This window comes from Brachybacterium vulturis, assembly GCF_002407185.1.
Taxonomy (GTDB): Bacteria; Actinomycetota; Actinomycetes; order Actinomycetales; family Dermabacteraceae; genus Brachybacterium; species Brachybacterium vulturis.
Genome location: NZ_CP023563.1, coordinates 542,358 through 558,355, shown reverse-complemented (window position 1 = coordinate 558,355; position 15,998 = coordinate 542,358). Strand labels below are relative to the sequence as shown.

17 protein-coding genes are annotated in these 15,998 nt (G+C 72.0%); 13 read left to right on the top strand and 4 right to left on the bottom strand.

Translation table 11 applies throughout. The features are described 5' to 3' along the window. Positions 1 to 8: 8 nt before the first annotated feature. The 3 genes from paaD to CFK38_RS02430 are packed head-to-tail and all read left to right on the top strand — an operon-like array spanning position 9 to position 2,535. The gene (paaD, locus tag CFK38_RS02440) at positions 9 to 506 is read left to right on the top strand and encodes a 1,2-phenylacetyl-CoA epoxidase subunit PaaD (RefSeq protein ID WP_172895758.1); all 498 of its coding nucleotides are present in this window, start codon (positions 9 to 11) and stop codon (positions 504 to 506) included. After that, positions 503 to 1,708 carry a 1,2-phenylacetyl-CoA epoxidase subunit PaaE gene (gene paaE / locus CFK38_RS02435; protein WP_096801646.1) on the top strand — a complete coding sequence of 402 codons (1,206 nt, stop codon included), beginning with the start codon at positions 503 to 505 and terminating at the stop codon, positions 1,706 to 1,708. The genes paaD and paaE overlap by 4 nt, the downstream gene beginning before the upstream one ends. A gap of 23 nt (positions 1,709 to 1,731) precedes the next feature. Further along, positions 1,732 to 2,535, top strand: a complete 804-nt coding sequence (locus CFK38_RS02430) for an enoyl-CoA hydratase/isomerase family protein (RefSeq protein WP_096801645.1) — start codon at positions 1,732 to 1,734, stop codon at positions 2,533 to 2,535. 33 nt (positions 2,536 to 2,568) lie between these two features. Here CFK38_RS02430 and CFK38_RS02425 read toward each other — a convergent pair whose 3' ends face one another. Continuing rightward, the gene (locus tag CFK38_RS02425; RefSeq protein ID WP_096801644.1) at positions 2,569 to 3,018 is read right to left on the bottom strand and encodes an Lrp/AsnC family transcriptional regulator; all 450 of its coding nucleotides are present in this window, start codon (positions 3,016 to 3,018) and stop codon (positions 2,569 to 2,571) included. Between the two features lie 304 nt (positions 3,019 to 3,322). Here CFK38_RS02425 and pdhA point away from each other — a divergent pair, with 304 nt between their 5' ends. From pdhA to CFK38_RS02400, 5 genes are all read left to right on the top strand, one after another. After that, on the top strand, positions 3,323 to 4,579 hold the full coding sequence (gene pdhA, locus CFK38_RS02420) for a pyruvate dehydrogenase (acetyl-transferring) E1 component subunit alpha (protein ID WP_096801643.1): 1,257 nt from the start codon (positions 3,323 to 3,325) through the stop codon (positions 4,577 to 4,579). Then, positions 4,576 to 5,652, top strand: a complete 1,077-nt coding sequence (locus CFK38_RS02415) for an alpha-ketoacid dehydrogenase subunit beta (protein WP_096801642.1) — start codon at positions 4,576 to 4,578, stop codon at positions 5,650 to 5,652. Before pdhA ends, CFK38_RS02415 begins: the two co-directional genes overlap by 4 nt. 1 nt (position 5,653) lies before the next feature. Further along, positions 5,654 to 7,030, top strand: coding sequence for a dihydrolipoamide acetyltransferase family protein (locus CFK38_RS02410; protein ID WP_096801641.1), 1,377 nt, complete (start codon positions 5,654 to 5,656; stop codon positions 7,028 to 7,030). 256 nt (positions 7,031 to 7,286) lie between these two features. After that, entirely contained in the window at positions 7,287 to 7,790 is a 504-nt protein-coding gene (locus CFK38_RS02405; RefSeq protein ID WP_245851196.1) for an NAD-binding protein, read from the top strand. 149 nt (positions 7,791 to 7,939) lie between these two features. Beyond that, positions 7,940 to 8,269: a hypothetical protein gene (locus tag CFK38_RS02400; protein ID WP_096801640.1), complete on the top strand. Its 330-nt coding sequence runs from the start codon at positions 7,940 to 7,942 to the stop codon at positions 8,267 to 8,269. A gap of 78 nt (positions 8,270 to 8,347) precedes the next feature. On the opposite strand, the gene CFK38_RS02395 is transcribed toward CFK38_RS02400, so the two are convergent. Next, entirely contained in the window at positions 8,348 to 9,136 is a 789-nt protein-coding gene (locus tag CFK38_RS02395) for an SDR family NAD(P)-dependent oxidoreductase (protein ID WP_096801639.1), read from the bottom strand. 220 nt (positions 9,137 to 9,356) lie between these two features. Here CFK38_RS02395 and CFK38_RS02390 point away from each other — a divergent pair, with 220 nt between their 5' ends. Genes CFK38_RS02390 through CFK38_RS02370 form a run of 5 tightly spaced genes read left to right on the top strand, consistent with a single transcriptional unit; the run spans position 9,357 to position 13,864 of the window. Then, the gene (locus CFK38_RS02390; RefSeq protein ID WP_157773320.1) at positions 9,357 to 10,232 is read left to right on the top strand and encodes a fumarylacetoacetate hydrolase family protein; all 876 of its coding nucleotides are present in this window, start codon (positions 9,357 to 9,359) and stop codon (positions 10,230 to 10,232) included. After that, a complete protein-coding gene (locus CFK38_RS02385; protein ID WP_096801637.1) occupies positions 10,229 to 11,617 on the top strand; it encodes an enolase C-terminal domain-like protein in 1,389 nt (462 codons plus the stop codon). Before CFK38_RS02390 ends, CFK38_RS02385 begins: the two co-directional genes overlap by 4 nt. Positions 11,618 to 11,629: 12 nt before the next feature. Continuing rightward, a complete protein-coding gene (locus tag CFK38_RS02380) occupies positions 11,630 to 11,965 on the top strand; it encodes an L-rhamnose mutarotase (protein WP_096801636.1) in 336 nt (111 codons plus the stop codon). After that, complete coding sequence (locus tag CFK38_RS02375; protein ID WP_096804177.1) at positions 11,962 to 12,999, top strand: aldo/keto reductase; 1,038 nt, start codon at positions 11,962 to 11,964, stop codon at positions 12,997 to 12,999. Before CFK38_RS02380 ends, CFK38_RS02375 begins: the two co-directional genes overlap by 4 nt. Next, positions 12,989 to 13,864: an amidohydrolase family protein gene (locus tag CFK38_RS02370; protein WP_245851195.1), complete on the top strand. Its 876-nt coding sequence runs from the start codon at positions 12,989 to 12,991 to the stop codon at positions 13,862 to 13,864. The genes CFK38_RS02375 and CFK38_RS02370 overlap by 11 nt, the downstream gene beginning before the upstream one ends. 131 nt (positions 13,865 to 13,995) lie before the next feature. On the opposite strand, the gene CFK38_RS02365 is transcribed toward CFK38_RS02370, so the two are convergent. After that, positions 13,996 to 14,688 carry a FadR/GntR family transcriptional regulator gene (locus CFK38_RS02365; RefSeq protein ID WP_096801635.1) on the bottom strand — a complete coding sequence of 231 codons (693 nt, stop codon included), beginning with the start codon at positions 14,686 to 14,688 and terminating at the stop codon, positions 13,996 to 13,998. Between the two features lie 37 nt (positions 14,689 to 14,725). Continuing rightward, positions 14,726 to 15,949 carry a toxic anion resistance protein gene (locus CFK38_RS02360; RefSeq protein WP_096801634.1) on the bottom strand — a complete coding sequence of 408 codons (1,224 nt, stop codon included), beginning with the start codon at positions 15,947 to 15,949 and terminating at the stop codon, positions 14,726 to 14,728. Positions 15,950 to 15,998: the final 49 nt, after the last annotated feature.

Below are 15,998 nucleotides of genomic sequence, written 5' to 3'. Positions count from 1 at the left end.
GAGACATCATGATCACGAGCGCACCACGCTCCGCCGTCCTGCACGACATCGCCTCCCGCGTCGCCGATCCCGAGATCCCGGTCCTCTCGATCGCGGACCTGGGGATCCTGCGCAAGGTCACCGAGGACGAGCACGGCACGGTGGTCGTCACCATCACGCCCACCTACTCCGGCTGCCCCGCCCTGGACGCGATCAGCCAGGACCTGGTCACGGAGTTCTCCCGCGAGGGCTACGAGCAGGTCCGGGTCGAGACGGTCCTGTCCCCCGCGTGGACCACGGACTGGATGACCGAGGAGGGCAGGGCAAAGCTCGAGGAGTACGGCATCGCCCCGCCGACGGGCACGGGCCACCGCGGTCCGGTCACCGTCGGCATGAGCGTGAAGTGCCCGCTCTGCCACTCGCTGCGCACCCGGGAGCTCGCCCGCTTCGGCTCCACCTCGTGCAAGGCCCTCTACGCCTGCCGCGACTGCCTGGAGCCCTTCGACTACTTCAAGGTCCTCGCATGAGCGCGCCCGAGTCGGTGACCGACGCGGCGACGGCGGACCATCCCGGCACCGGCGAGCCCAGCGGCCGCCGCCGCGCGGTCTTCCACCCGCTCGAGGTCTCCTCGGTGCGCCGACTCACCGCGGACTCCGTGGAGGTCGGCTTCACCGTGCCCGAGGAGCTCGCCGACGAGTACGACTACGCCGCCGGGCAGTACGTCGCCCTGCGCAAGCAGATCCCGAACGCCGACGGCGAGCTCCAGGAGCTTCGCCGCAGCTACTCGATCTGCACCGAGCCCCGCCGCGGCCGCCTGGAGATCGCCATCAAGCGGGACCTGGGCGGGCTCTTCTCCACCTGGGCGAACGACGAGCTGTCGGTCGGGGACCGGATCGACGTGATGAGCCCGTCCGGCGCCTTCATCTCGAAGCACCGGATGACCGGGCTCAACGACCCCGAGAGCATCGACACCAGCCGCGAGCACACCTTCGTGGCCGTCGCCGCCGGCTCCGGCATCACCCCGATCATGGCGATCGCCCGCACGGTGCTGGCCGCGGACAGCGCCGTGCGCTTCGACCTGATCTTCTCGAACCGGGCGGCGATGGACGTCATGTTCCTCGAGGAGCTCGCCGACCTCAAGGACCGCTACCCGGACCGGTTCGGCCTCCACCACGTCCTCACCCGCGAGCAGCGGATCTCCCCGCTGCTGTCCGGCCGCATCGATGCCGAGAAGCTCTCCACCCTGCTCACCCGCACGCTCCGCGCCGAGACGGTCGACGAATGGTTCCTCTGCGGTCCCTTCGAGATGGTCCAGCTGGTGCGCGACGAGCTGGAGGAGCTCGGCGTCGAGGCCGAGAAGGTGCGCTACGAGCTGTTCACCACCGGCCGGGAGAACACTCCCGGCGGGCAGGTGGGGCGCCCCGTCGAGGTCGACGACACGGGCGACAACGTGCAGATCTCCTTCCGGCTCGACGGCGTGGAGGGCGAGGTCGCCTCGCCCCGCGCGGCCCGCGAGACGGTGCTCAACGCCGCCCTGCGGGTCCGACAGGACGTCCCCTTCGCCTGCGCCGGAGGGGTCTGCGGCACCTGCCGCGCCAAGCTGGTCGAGGGTGAGGTCGAGATGTCGGAGAACTTCGCCCTCGAGCCCGAGGAGATCGAGCGCGGCTACGTGCTGACCTGCCAGTCCCATCCGACGACCGACGCCGTCCGCGTCGACTACGACGTGTAGGCACGACGACCTCCAGGAGAGACATGATCGAGCTGACCATCACCGACGGCGTCGCCGAGGTGGTCCTCGCCGCACCGAAGACGCTCAACTCCCTCGACATCGCCGGGATCGACGAGCTCGCGCAGGTCTACGACGAGGCGGCCGACGCCGCCCGGCGGGGTCAGGTGCGGGCCCTGCTGCTGCGCGGCGAGGGCCGTGGCTTCTGCGCCGGGCGGGACATCTCCGGGGTCGACCCGGCCGAGGACGACGTCCCCGGATATCTCGACGGCCGGGTCCAGCCCCTGCTGCAGTCCATGGCCGCCTTCCCCGCCCCCACCTTCGCCGCCGTCCACGGCGCCTGCCTGGGCGTCGGCCTGGGCCTGGCGATCGCCACGGATGTCGTCTACGTCGCCGAGGACGCCAAGATCGGGTCCCCGTTCGCGAACCTCGGCGCCACCCTCGATTCCGGAGGGCACTGGCTGTTCACCGAGCGCCTGGGACCGCATCGCGCCCTGGACCTGATCTATACGGCGGAGCTGATGAGCGGTGCGGAGGCCGTGGCGGGAGGGCTGTTCGCCCGCGCGATGCCGTCGGACACCCTGCTCGAACAGACCCGCGCGATCACCACGAAGGTCGCCTCCGGGGCCACCGGAGCGTTCCTGGCCTCGAAGGAGCTGGTGGGACAGATTCGCGATCAGCGTCTGGGGCTGTGGGAGTCGATGGCCGCCGAGAACCGGGCGCAGGCCGCTCTCTGCGCCTCCGCCGACTACGCCGAGGGGTTCGCGGCCTTCCAGCAGAAGCGTGCGCCCGTGTTCCGCGGCCCCGCGGCCGCGCCGACGGAGTCCTGACGCCGGACGGCGCCGGTCACCGGGCGGACACCGTCACCGGGTGTCCGCATCCTCGAAGATCACGAAGGTCTGCGTGTCCAGCACGCCCGGCAGCGGCTGGATGAAGTCGAAGACGACCCGCCGCAGGTCCAGGTTGTCGCGGGCCCGCACCAGCAGCAGCACGTCGAAGTTCCCGCCCACCAGGGACACGTGATAGATCTCCGGGATCTCCTTGAGCGCTTCCTTCACGTCCCGCCAGCTGTGCTGGCGCAGCTTCAGGGTGACGTACGCGGAGGTGCGCATCCCGGCGCGGACGGGGTCCACCACGGCGCTGAACCGTGTGATGACCTCCTCGTCCTGCAACCGCCCGATGCGTGCATAGGCGTGGGCGCGGGAGATGTGGAGCGTCTTCGCCAGTGCCGTCTCGGACTGCCGGCCGTCGCGGGTCAGCTCCTCCAGGATGCGCTCGTCGAGCTCGTCGAGATGCACGGGGTCCCTCTCCATGGGCAGACCTCCCTGGCGGCGTGATGACTGTGCGGCGTGATGAGCGTGCGGCGTGATGGCTGTGCGGCGTGGTGGTGGTGCGGGGAGAGGCGCCGGAGGGCTGGGAGACGCCCGTGCGCATGCTCGGCGCCGACGCCGCGACCGTCGCGTCGGATCGTCGCCAGACTACGCACCGGAGATCAATTCGTCCATGATTCTGCGCAACCTGCTGTGCGAACTGTCCCTGAGTGGCAGGGTCTCAGATACGGAATGCCCGCGGACTGTCCGTCCCGGCGGGCCGAACCACACCGGTGTGGGAGGAACGATGAGCGACGACGTGCGCGACAGGGTGCGACACGGCACCGACGAGACCGCCGGCAGCGCCGGCGGGGCCGTCGGCGGCCCCGACGAGACCGCCGCCGGCGCGGAGCAGCCGACGAACCGGGTGCGGGCGGCGGCCCGCAGCTTCGGCATCACGCCGGAGGACTACATGCTCCCGGCACGGCACCTGATCCGGATCGTCGGGCCCGACGGGCGCGTCTGCCGCTCCGCGGGCGAGGACCCGGAGCCGGGGCACGACTACCCCCTGCCCGCGGACGAGGACCTGCTGGCGGCCTACCGCCGCCTGGTCACGGGGCGACGGCTGAACGAGCAGAACTCGGCGCTGGTGCGCCAGGGCCGGATGGCCGTCTACCCCTCGAGCTACGGCCAGGAGGCCTGCCAGGTGGCCGCCTCGGCACACCTGGAGCCGCAGGACTGGCTGTTCCCCACCTACCGCGATGCCGTCGCGGTCATCTCCCGCGGCGTGCCGCCCGAGGAGGCCATGACGCTGTTCCGCGGTGACTGGCACAGCGGCTACGACCCCCGCGAATACCGGGTGGGCATCGAGTCCACCCCGCTGACCACCCAGCTGCTGCACGGAGTGGGCTTGGCGCACGCGGCCCGTCTGCGCGGGGAGGACACCGTGGTGGTCGCTCTCTGCGGCGACGGCGCCACCAGCGAGGGCGACTTCCACGAGGCCCTGAACTTCGCCGCCGTCTTCCACCTGCCCGTGGTCTTCTTCGTGCAGAACAACCAGTACGCGATCTCGGTGCCGCTGGAACGGCAGACCGCCGCCCCCTCGCTGGCGCACAAGGCCGTCGGCTACGGGATGGCCGGTGAGCGCGTGGACGGGAACGACCTCGTCGCCCTGCTCGCCGTGTTCGAGCGCGCGGTGCGCCTGACCCGCGAAGGGTCCGGTCCGCTGCTGATCGAGGCGCTGACGTACCGGATCGAGGCGCACACCAATGCGGACGACGCCACCCGGTACCGCACCGACGAGGAGGCCGAGCACTGGCGGACCCTCGACCCCGTCACCCGGATGCGCACCTACCTGAGCGACCGCGGCCTGCTCACCGACGACCTGCAGGCGGAGGTCCAGGCCGCGGCCGAGCAGGCCGCCGCCGAGCTGCGCGAGGGCATGAACGCCGAGCAGGAGCTGGACCCGCAGGAGCTCTTCGCCCACGTCTTCACCGTCCCCACCCCGCAGCTGGTCGAGCAGTCGGCACAGCTGGCGGACGAGCTCGCCCGCGAGGAGGCATGATGAGCACCACCGCCGAGACCACGACTCCGGTCACGATGGCCACCGCGCTCAATGCCGCGCTGGCGGACGCGCTGACGGCCGATCCCGGAGTGCTCGTGTTCGGCGAGGACGTCGGCATCCTCGGCGGGGTCTTCCGCGTCACCGACGGTCTGGCCGAGCGCTTCGGGGCGGACCGCTGCTTCGACACCCCGCTGGCCGAGTCCGGGATCGCCGGGACGGCCGTCGGGATGGCGATCGGCGGGCTGCGCCCCGTGATCGAGATGCAGTTCGACGCCTTCGCCTATCCCGCCTTCCAGCAGGTCGTCTCCCACATCGCGAAGATGCGCAACCGCACCCGCGGCGCGCTGGCGATGTCGATGGTCATCCGGATCCCGTACGCCGGCGGGATCGGCGGGGTGGAGCACCACAGCGACTCCTCCGAGGCGTACTACGCCCACACCCCAGGGCTCAAGGTCGTCACCCCGGCCACCGTCGCCGATGCCTATCTGCTGCTGCGGGCGGCCATCGATTCGGACGACCCGGTCGTCTTCCTGGAGCCCAAGAAGCTCTACTTCGCCAAGGACCAGGTGGACCTCGCCGCGCTGCGGGCCCGGTACGAGGCCGGCGCCGGCGCGACGAGCACGAGCGACGGCAGCGAGGGCGGGGGAGATCCGCGCGCAGCGCTGGAGGCGGGAGGCGCCACCATCGCCCGCAGCGGCACCGACGCGACGCTGGTCGCCTACGGCCCCTCCCTCCCGGCGGTCCTGGCAGCAGCGGCGGCCGCCGAGGCGGACGGGCGATCCCTCGAGGTCATCGACGCGCGCACGATCGTCCCCTTCGACGACGCTGCGGTCGTGGCCTCCGTGCGCCGGACCGGGCGCGCGCTGGTCGTCTCCGAGGAGTCCGGCTTCGGCTCGGTGGCCGGCGAGATCGCCGCCCGCATCCAGGAGCGCTGCTTCCACTCGCTGCGCGGCCCTGTGCTGCGGGTGACCGGCTTCGACATCCCCTATCCGCCGCCCAAGCTGGAGCAGCACTTCCTGCCCGGCGTGGACCGGATCCTCGACGCCGTCGACGACCTGCAGTGGGAGGACTGAGATGACCATCCGCACGTTCGCACTCCCGGACCTGGGGGAGGGACTGACCGAGGCCGAGATCGTCCAGTGGCTGGTGGCCGCGGGTGACACGGTGGCCGTGGACCAGCCCATCGTCGAGGTCGAGACCGCCAAGGCCGCCGTCGAGGTGCCCTGCCCGTTCGCCGGCACCGTGACGACCCTGCACGCCGAGGCCGATACGGCGCTCGCCGTCGGCGCACCGCTGATCTCCGTCGAGGACGGCATCGGCGCCGCGCCCACCGGTGCCGACGCCGGCGGTGAGGACGGCGCCGACGAGGAGGCCTCGGTCGGGGCCGCGGACGAGGGATCCGGCCAGGTCCTGGTCGGCTACGGCACCACGACCGCCTCGTCCCGGCGCCGCCGTCGGCCGCGCGAGCGCGACGGAGCGGAGGTGGCCGAAACAGCGCCGGAGGCGGCCGAGACAGCGCCCGCGGTGGCACCCGAGGACCCACCGGCGCAGGCGCCCCGGGTCATCAACCCGCTGGTGCGACGGCTGGCCCGCGAGCAGGGCGTGGACCTCACCGCCGTGCGCGGGACCGGCCCGACCGGGCTGATCATGCGGGCCGATGTCACCGCCGCGGCGGCGAGCCCCGGGACTGCGGGCCCCGCAGCCGCTCAGGCGCAGCCGAGCTCCGAGGTCGACGACAGCACCGGGCTCCGGATCGTCGGGACCGAGAAGGTCACCGGCATGCGCAAGGCGACCGCCGCCGCCGTGTCCCGCTCCCGCCGCGAGATCCCGGAGGCGACCGTCTGGGTGGATGTCGACGTCACGCCGCTGCAGGAGCTGCGCGCCGATCTGGCCGCCCGGGACGGCACGGCGCCCGGCCTGCTGGCCTTCGCCTCCCGCTTCGCCCTGGCCGGGCTCACCCGGTACCCGCAGCTCGCGCAGCGCTTCGAGGAGGATGCCGAGGGAGCGCAGCAGATCGTCTCCTTCGACGGCATCAACCTCGGCGTCGCGGTCCAGACCGACCGCGGCCTGGTGGTCCCCTCGGTGCGCGGTGCCCACACCATGACCACCCGGCAGCTGCAGGACGAGCTGCGGCGGCTCACCGAGCTGGCACGCTCGGGCGAGGCCACCGCGCAGGACCTGACCGGCGGCACCTTCACCGTGAACAACTACGGGGTGTTCGGGGTGGACGGCTCGGCCGCGATCATCCCCCAGGGCCAGGCGGCCATGCTCGGCATGGGCCGGATCGTCGAGCGCGGCTGGGGCGTGGACGGCGAGCTGCGGCTGCGTCAGATCATGCAGCTCTCGCTGGTCTTCGACCACCGCATCTGCGATGGCGGGACGGCCGGAGGCTTCCTCCGCTTCGTGGCGGACTGCTTCGAGCACCCGGCGGGGGTGCTGGCGGATCTGTGAGGGGGCCGGGCGGGGACGGTGCCGCCCCGCCCGGTTCGGGATCGCGTGCGCAGCCCGAATCGGATAGACCCTCGGCGAGAGACAGCTCCTCGCCGTCACCATTGCCCGCAACGCGTGTCAGGTCTGGGCGGCAACGGCTTCATGAACGAGAACGTGGTGGCCCGTCACTATCGCGAGTCCCGCCTGGGTCGTCGCCAAGGGCGGCATCACCTCCCATGAGGTCGCGGCCTCCGGCCTCGGCATCCGTCGCGCCCGGGTGGAGGGACAGTTCTGCCCCGGCAACGTCGGCGGTGAGCAGGCCCTGGCCGACGTCGCCGCCGTGCGGCCCGTGCTCGATGCCCTGGCCGCGAACGCCCCGGTCGTCGGCCCCCGCCCCGGTGACGGACAGCGCTTCAAGATCGTCAACCAGCTGCTGTGCGGCGTGCACATCGCCGCAGCCGGCGAGGCGCTCGCCCTCGCCGACTCGATGGGCCTGGATCTGAAGCAGGTCCATGAGGTGCTCGGCACCGGTGCGGCGGCCTCCTTCATGTTCGGCGATCGCGGCCGGCGCATGGTCGATCACGATTTCGACGACGTCCGCTCCGCGCTGACCATCTTCGTCAAGGACATGGGCCTGGTCGCAGAGGCAGCGGCGGAGGTCTCCCAGGAGGTGCCGCTGGCATCCTCCGCCCAGGAGATCTACCAGCGCGGCAGCGAGCTGGGCTGGGACCGCCGCGACGACTCGATCGTCTACCAGGTGCTGCGGGGAACGACCGACTGAGCGAGCCGCGTGCCGTGGGACCGCCGCGACGACTCCGCAGCGCTACTGCCGCCGTGCCATCCCCGACGATAGTCGGTGCCCCGGCCCGACCGACTCTGATGGCATGGAGGTCGCAGAGCCATGGAGGTCGCAGAGCAGAGGAGCGCGGCATGACGACGCCGGATGATCACCTGGACCACGGCGAGGCCCCTGGGGATCGCCCCTCCCCGAGACCGCGCAGGCGCCCCGGGGCAGGGGAGCGCAGGACGCCGCTGTGGAGCCGAGGAGGCATCCTCACCCTGTGGATCGTGCTGGGAGCGCTGTTCTGCGGCGCTGTCGGCCACCTCGTCGGACAGGCCCTGCCGGGAGACTTCGTGTACGGCGCGGGGATCGGGCTCGGCGCGGGCGTCGCTCTCGGCTCAGCGGTGGGAACGCGCCGGGCGGATGCGAACGATCGGGAGATCGCGCGCCGCACGGAGGAGGAGCCCGACGCCCGGTGACCGGGGACGCCGATCCGATTCTCGGCTCCGGGGCCGCGTAACCCCGTGCGGAGCCCGCGTCCCACCTTCCACCGCCGCTCAGGACCGGGTGCGCACCCCGGTGACGCCGCCGTCGATCGACAGCAGCACGCCCACGGTGGAGCCGTTGCGCGGCGAGGCGAGGTAGCAGTGGGCCTCGGCGACCTCCTCGGGGGAGACCAATCGGCCGTGCGGCTGCCGGGCCTCCAGTGCCGCCCGCTCGGCGGCGGGGTCCTCGGCCTTCTCCAGCAGCCGGCCGATCCAGGGGGTGTCCGCGGTGCCGGGGAGCACGGCGTTGACGCGGATCCCCTCGCCCACCAGATCCGCGGCCATGGCCAGGGTCATCGACTGCACGGCGCCCTTGGTGGCCGAGTAGAGCACCCGCTGCGGCAGGCCCACCGCGGAGGCGATCGAGGCGGTGTTCACGACCGCGGCGTGCTCGGAGCGGCGCAGATGCGGCAGGGCGGCGCGGATCACCCGGGCCACCGAGGTGACGTTGACGTCGAGCACCCGGGCCCATTCGGCGTCATCGTTGCCGGTGACATCGCCCTGCGCGCCGATCCCGGCGTTGTTGATCACGATGTCCACGCCGCCGAGCTGGGCAGCGGCCTCGGTCACCGCCGCCTCGACGCTCGCGGTGTCCGCCACGTCACAGCGCAGGGCGAGGGCGCCCTCGGGGCCGCCCTCCGGGTGCAGGTCCAGCACCGCCACCTGAGCGCCCCGACCCAGCAGGGCGGTCGCGGTGGCGGCGCCGATCCCGGAGGCGCCGCCGGTGACCAGGGCGCGCAGGCCGGAGAACTCGCCGTGCGGGTCCGGGGCGGTCGATGGTGCGGCGGGGGTCTGGGACACGGGTGGGCTCCTCGGGATGGGGGTGGATGACTCTGCCCAGTCATCCTAGCTCTGTGCACGCGCCGCGCGTCCAGGCCGCGGCCTGATCCGCCGTTTTCCGGGATGAATGCCACCCAGACTTGTTTCCTCGCCTCAAGACATAGGATGATAGGCGTGCCGACGAGGTTCGGGCTCTCGTTGACGGCGGAGGAGACCGTGCCCGATGAGGAATGGAGTGTCCGTGGAACTGCGACGTCTCGGCCCGGTGGGTCAGGAGAAGCCGGCTGCCGTCTCCGAGGGGGTGACCTATCGCCTCGCACCGCTGACCGACGAGATCGACGGGGAGTTCCTCGCCGGCGGCGGGATCGCGCGGGTGCGCGAGGCGCTCACCGCCGGGGAGCTGCCGGTCTGGGAAGGCGTGGAGCAGGAGCGCATCGGCGCCCCGATCGCGCGCCCCATGGCGGTGCTGTGCATCGGCCAGAACTACGCCGAGCACGCCGCGGAGTCCGGCGCGGAGCCGCCCACGGTGCCGATCCTGTTCCACAAGCACCCCAACACCGTCGTCGGCCCGCACGACGACGTCGAGATCCCGCCGGGCGCCGAGAAGGTCGACTGGGAGGTGGAGCTGGGCGTCGTGATCGGGGCGGAGGCCGCCTACCTGCCCGATGAGCAGGCCGCGCTCGACGTCATCGCCGGGTACGTGACCAGCCACGACCTCTCCGAACGGGACTTCCAGCTGGCGGAGTCCGGTGGTCAGTGGTCCAAGGGCAAGAACTCCCGCGGCTTCAATCCGCTGGGACCCGGCCTGGTCCCGGCGGACGAGGTCGACCCCCAGGCGCTGCGGCTGTGGTCCGCCGTGAACGGCGAGGCCCGCCAGGACTCCACCACCGCGGACATGATCTTCACCGTCGCCCGGATCGTCCAGCACCTCTCGCAGTACATGGTGCTCTCGCCCGGCGACGTGATCAACACCGGCACCCCGCAGGGCGTCGCCCTGTCCGGCCGCTTCCCGTACCTCGGAGCCGGCGACGTGGTCGAGATCGGCATCGAGCATCTCGGCACCCAGCGCACCACCTTCGTCCCGGCCCAGGCCGCCTCGCAGAGAGCCCTCCCATGAGCACCTTCACCGCCCTGGACGTGCAGGACGTCCGCTTCCCCACCAGCCGCAGCCTCGACGGCTCGGACGCCATGAACCCCGATCCGGACTACTCGGCGGCCTACCTCACCGTGCGCACCGACGCCGGCGATGCGGGCACCGCCCTGGTGTTCACCATCGGCCGCGGCAACGACGTGCAGAGCGCCGCGATCGCGGCCCTGGCCCCGCATCTGCTGGACCGGGACGTCGAGGAGGTCCTCGCCGATCTCGGCGGGATCTACCGCGAGCTCAGCTACGACTCGCAGCTGCGCTGGCTGGGCCCGGAGAAGGGCGTGATGACCATGGCGATCGGTGCCGTGGTCAACGCCCTGTGGGACCTGCGCGCCCGCCGCGAGGGCAGGCCGCTGTGGCTCACCCTCGCCTCGCTCAGCCCTGAGGAGCTGCTGGACCTGGTGGACCTGCGCTATCTCGAGGACGCGCTGACCCGCGAGGAGGCGCTGGGGATCCTGCGCCGCGGCGCCGAGGGCAAGCAGCAGCGGATCGCCGCGCTGCGCGAGACGGGCGTGCCCGCCTACACCACCACCCCCGGCTGGCTCGGTTACAGCGACGAGAAGCTGGTCAGGCTGCTGCGCGAGGCCCGCGAGGACGGCTTCGAGATGGTGAAGCTGAAGGTGGGCGCCGACGCCGCCGACGACGAGCGCCGCCTGCGGATCGCCCGCGAGGAGATGGGCCCCGGCTTCCCGATCGCGATCGACGCCAACCAGCGCTGGGGCACCGCCGAGGCGATCGAGGCGATCCGCGCCCTGGCCCCGCACGACCCGTACTGGGTCGAGGAGCCCACCTACCCCGATGACATCCTCGCCCACGCCGCGATCCGCGAGGCGGTCACGCCCGTGCGCATCGCCACCGGCGAGCAGGGCGCCAACCGGGTGCTGTTCAAGCAGCTGCTGCAGGCCGGCGGCATCGACGTGCTCCAGGCCGACGCCACCCGCGTGGCCGGGATCAACGAGAACCTCGCGATCCTGCTGCTCGCCGCCAAGTTCGACGTGCCCGTGTGCCCCCACGCCGGGGGAGTGGGCCTGTGCGAGATGGTCCAGCACGTGGCCTTCCTGGACGCGGTCGCGATCGCCGGGGACGACGAGCGACGCCGGATCGAGTTCGTGGACCACCTCCACGAGCACTTCGAGGTGCCGGTGCGGATCGAGAACGGTGCCTACATGGCGCCCGAGGAGCCCGGCAACGGGGCCCGCATGCTCGACGCCTCGATCCAGGATCACCTGTTCCCGGACGGTCCCTTCTGGGCCGCGGAGCTGGTGACCCCGTGGGCAGCGTCGCAGGCCGGTTCGGCACGGGCCGGCGCAGAGCAGTCCGGCTCCACCATCCCCGCCCCGACCGCCGCTCACTGAGAGGATCCCGGCATGGAACAGATCGCCCTGCACACCCGCATCGCCGAGGGCCGCGAGGCGGACTACGACCGTGAGCACGCCCGCATCCCCGACGAGCTCGATGCCTCGCTGCGCGCCGCGGGCGTGCACGCCTGGCGGATCTGGCGCGACGGCCGCGACATCTTCCACCTGGTCGAGGTGGAGGACTACGCCGCGATGCGCCGGCAGCTCGCCGCCGAGCCGGCGAACCAGCGCTGGCAGCAGCACATCAACCAGTTCCTCGAGGTGGTCGACGACTACGGCGGCGACGACTCCGGGATCAGGCCGGTGTGGTCCCTGCCGGCGCAGGCACCCGGGGTGACGGCATGAGCGCCGCCGACGCGCCCGCCGCAGCCCCCGGCGGCGGGCCGCTCGTGCTCCCGCCCCTGGGCTTCGGCGCCGCCCAGCTCGGCAACCTCTACCGGGCCACCACCGACGAGGAGGCCGACGGTGCGGTGCGCGCCGCCTGGGACGCCGGGATCCGCTGCTTCGACACCGCCCCGCACTACGGGATCGGCACCAGCGAGCGCCGTCTCGGCCGGCGCCTGGCCGGCTATCCCCGTCAGGAGTACCTGGTCTCCACCAAGGTGGGGCGCCTGCTGCTGCCCGGCCCCGGCACTGGCGACGACCTGGCTAATGGCTTCGCCGTGCCGGACGACCACGTGCGCGCATGGGACTTCTCCGAGGCCGGGGTGCGCCGCTCCCACGCCGAATCCCTCGAACGCCTGGGACTGGACTCGGTGGACATCCTGTTCGCCCACGACCCGGAGGAGGGCCCGACGCAGCAGGCCTTCGCCGAAGGGCTGCCGGCTCTGGCCCGGATGCGCGAGGAGGGGCTGGTCCGCGCCGTCGGCGTCGGCTCCAAGGATGCGGACGTGCTCACCCGCGCCGTCCGCACCGGACTGATCGACCTGGTCATGCTCTCGGGCCGCTTCACCCTGCTCGAGCAGGACGCCGCCGCCGAGCTGCTGACGGCCTGCGTGGACCACGGGGTGGGGATCGTCGCCGTCTCCGTGTTCAACTCCGGGCTGCTCGCCCGGCACCGGGTCGCCGATGACGCCACCTACGAGTACGACCAGGCACCCGCCGAGATGATCGCCCGGGCCCGCGAGCTCGCCGGCATCGCCGAGCGGCACGGGGTCACCCTCCCGGACCTCGCCGTCCAGTTCCCGCTGCGCCACCCCGCCGTGCGCTCGGTGGTGCTGGGGATGCGCACCGCGGAGCAGGTGCGCTCCAACGCCCAGCGGATGGGCGTCGAGATCCCGGCCGCGGCCTGGGAGGACGTGCAGCGCACCGAGGATGCCGCGCGCCGCGCGGATGCCGAGCGCGCCCAGAGCACGGAGGGCGCCGACGGTGGCCGCTGAGCCGGTCACCGACGCCCACCTGCATCTGTGGGACCTCGCCGAGAGCCCCTACGCCTGGCTCGCCGGCGCCCCGACGCCGCTGCGCCGCACCGTCGGCATCGACGAGGTCCGCGGCCCCCTGGGGGAGCTTGGGGTCACCCGGGTGGTGCTGGTCCAGGCCGACGACACCGCCGAGGACACCGCTCACCTGCAGCGCACCGCCCGCGCCATCGAGGGTGGGGCCGGAGCCGGGATCATGCGGGCCGATGTGGTCGGCTGGCTGCCGCTGACGGATCCGGACGCCGTGCGCGCCGCGCTCGCGGACCCGCAGCGCACCGACCATCTCGTCGGCGTGCGCCACCTGGTCCACGATGACCCCGATCCCGGCCTCCTGGACCGGCCCGAGGTCGCACGGTCCCTGGATCTGCTCGCCGAGGCCGGGCTCCCGCTGGATGTTCCCGACGCCTTCGAGCGGCACATGGAGCAGGTGGTGCGCGTGGCCCGCCGCCACCCCGGCCTCACCGTGGTGCTGGACCATCTGGGCAAACCACCGCTCGGCGACGACGAGGCGATGGCCCGCTGGCGGGCGCAGCTCGAGGCGATCGCCGCCTGCCCGAACGTCGTCGCGAAGGTCTCCGGCCTCGCGACCAGCGGCAACGGGGACTTCGCCGCCGCGGCGGACCTCGCTCTCGCACTCTTCGGGCCGGAGCGGCTGATGATCGGCTCGGACTGGCCGATCGCCCCGCAGCACCTGGACCTCGGCAGCGGTTTCGCGCCCCTGCTCGCCCACGTGCGCAGCTGGGCGCAGGCCGACGTCCGCGCCCTCACGCAGGGGACCGCGGCGCGGGTCTACCGGCGGCTCGGCGAGGCGTCGTCGACCGCGTGACCGTGCGGTGAATGCTCGCGGCACCGCTGTCCGCTAAATGAGCTTTGATAACTTTATCAACGACGTGCGCTGTCGATAATTTTATCAACGCCAAGCGACGGGGCTGGCCTTGCCCATTCGTCGTATAGAGATCACTCGGCCGGCGGCTCCCCCTTCTGCAGCAGCCAGGACTCGACCCCGGCGACATGGGCCGCCGCATAGGTGCGGGCGAGGTCCGGGCGGCGGGCCTGCAGCGCGTCGAGGATCCGGCGGTGCTCGGCCAGGGTGCGCTCCACCGCGGAATCGTCCGTCAGGCCGCGCCACACCCGGGCCCGGGCGGTCGAGCTCGCGAGGCTGTCCAGCAGCGAGCTGAGGTAGTCGTTGGGGCAGCGGACGTTGATCTGGTGGTGGAAAGCGATGTCCGCCTCGACCAGCTCCTCGATGGTGGAGCTGTCGTCGAGGTCCGCCATCGTCTGCTCGAGCCTGTCGAAGTCGTCGTCGGTCAGGTGCGGGCAGGCCTGCTCGACCGCGGCCGGCTCCAGCAGGCGCCGGATCTCGATGATCTCCACATAGCTGGAGTCGTGGTGGAGGTCGAGCACGAAGGCGAGGGACTCCAGCAGCTGCTCCGGCTCGAGGGCCGTCACATAGGTGCCGTCGCCCTGGCGCACGTCGAGCACCCGGATCACGGACAGCGCCTTGACCGCCTCGCGCAGCGAGTTGCGGGAGACCCCGATCCGTTCGGACAGCTCGCTCTCGGTGGGGAGCCGGTCCCCGGGCCTCAGCGTGCCGTCCACCACCATCTGCTTGATCGCGCTGATCGCACGATCGGTGACCGCGGAGGCCATCAGAGCACTCCTTCCCTCGCCGGGGCGTGAGCGGTGCTCATCGCCGATCCTCGATCTCGAGCAGATCCATCGCACTGGCCTTCTCGATCTGCTCGTGCTCGGGCTGCTCGTTCTGCATCCGTTCCAGGTAGGGCTGGGCGCGCTGGACCTGCTGCTCCAGGTTCGTCACCGTGGTGAGGAAGTTCTGGTTGGCCTGGGTGCGGAAGGCGTCGATCCCGTCCATCGTGGTGAACAGGTTCTCGAAGGCCTTCTGCAGCGTCTCCTCGGAGACCCCGGAGGTCGCGGCCTGCTCCTGGATCTTCACCGAGTTGTCCGCCAGCATCTGCGAGGTGCGGGAGATGAGATTGTCGGTGGTGCGGTTGACCGCGTCGATCTGGTCCAGCACGATCTTCTGGTTCTCCAGCGCCTGGGCGGTGATCACCGCGGTGCGCAGCGCGGTGACGGTGGTGGTCCGTGCCCGCTCCACCCCCTGCTGGAGCTTGGTGTTGTTGTCCTCGATGAGGCCCATCGACAGGTAGGCCTGGACGGTGACGGCGATCTGCGTGGCCACGTCCTGGCGGCGCTGCCGCACCGCGAACAGCACGTCCCGCTCCAGAGCATCGGCCTCGGCGGCCCTGCCCTCGGCGCGGGTCTGCTCGGCCCGCCGCACCGCCCGGTCATCGAGCAGGCTCAGCAGGTAGGAGGCCTTCTTCAGGGAGGCGAGGTCCTCCCACAGCGCCCGACGCTCCACCGACAGCTCGGCGTTGTCCTTCTGCAGCATCTCCTGGCCGCGGCTGAGCGCGCCGAGCACCTGGTCGAGCTGGTCCTGATTGGATTCGAAGCTGCGGAAGTAGCGCTTGGCGACGTTGCGGCCCGGCAGCCAGCCCAGCGCCTTCTCGGCGAAGGTCTCGTCCTTCGGGGCGAGGTCCTCCATGGTGGTGCGCAGCTCGGAGAGGGAGTTGGCGACCGACTCCTGCGCCGTGCCCTTCTCCTTCGACTCCCGCAGCGACTGCTGCATGAACCGGGAGGAGGTCTGGCTGGTGCGCTCGAAGGTGCGCCGGGCGACCGCGCCGAGCGCGTTGACCTGGGCGGTGTACTCCTGCGAGTGGGGGTTCAGCTGGGCGACCTGCTCGACCCAGGCGTCGGCGCGCTGCGCGAGCTCGGCCTGCTGCTCGGGGGCCAGGTCCGGCAGCATGTCGCCGGCCTGGTCGTCCTCGATCGACTCGACCGGCTCGGCCGGGGTGATCTCCTGCTCGGGAACGGGTGGTTGGAGCTTGTCCATCGGGGCCTCCTGGGCGGTTCGCGGTGGGATGCGGGCAGGGTCGGGATGC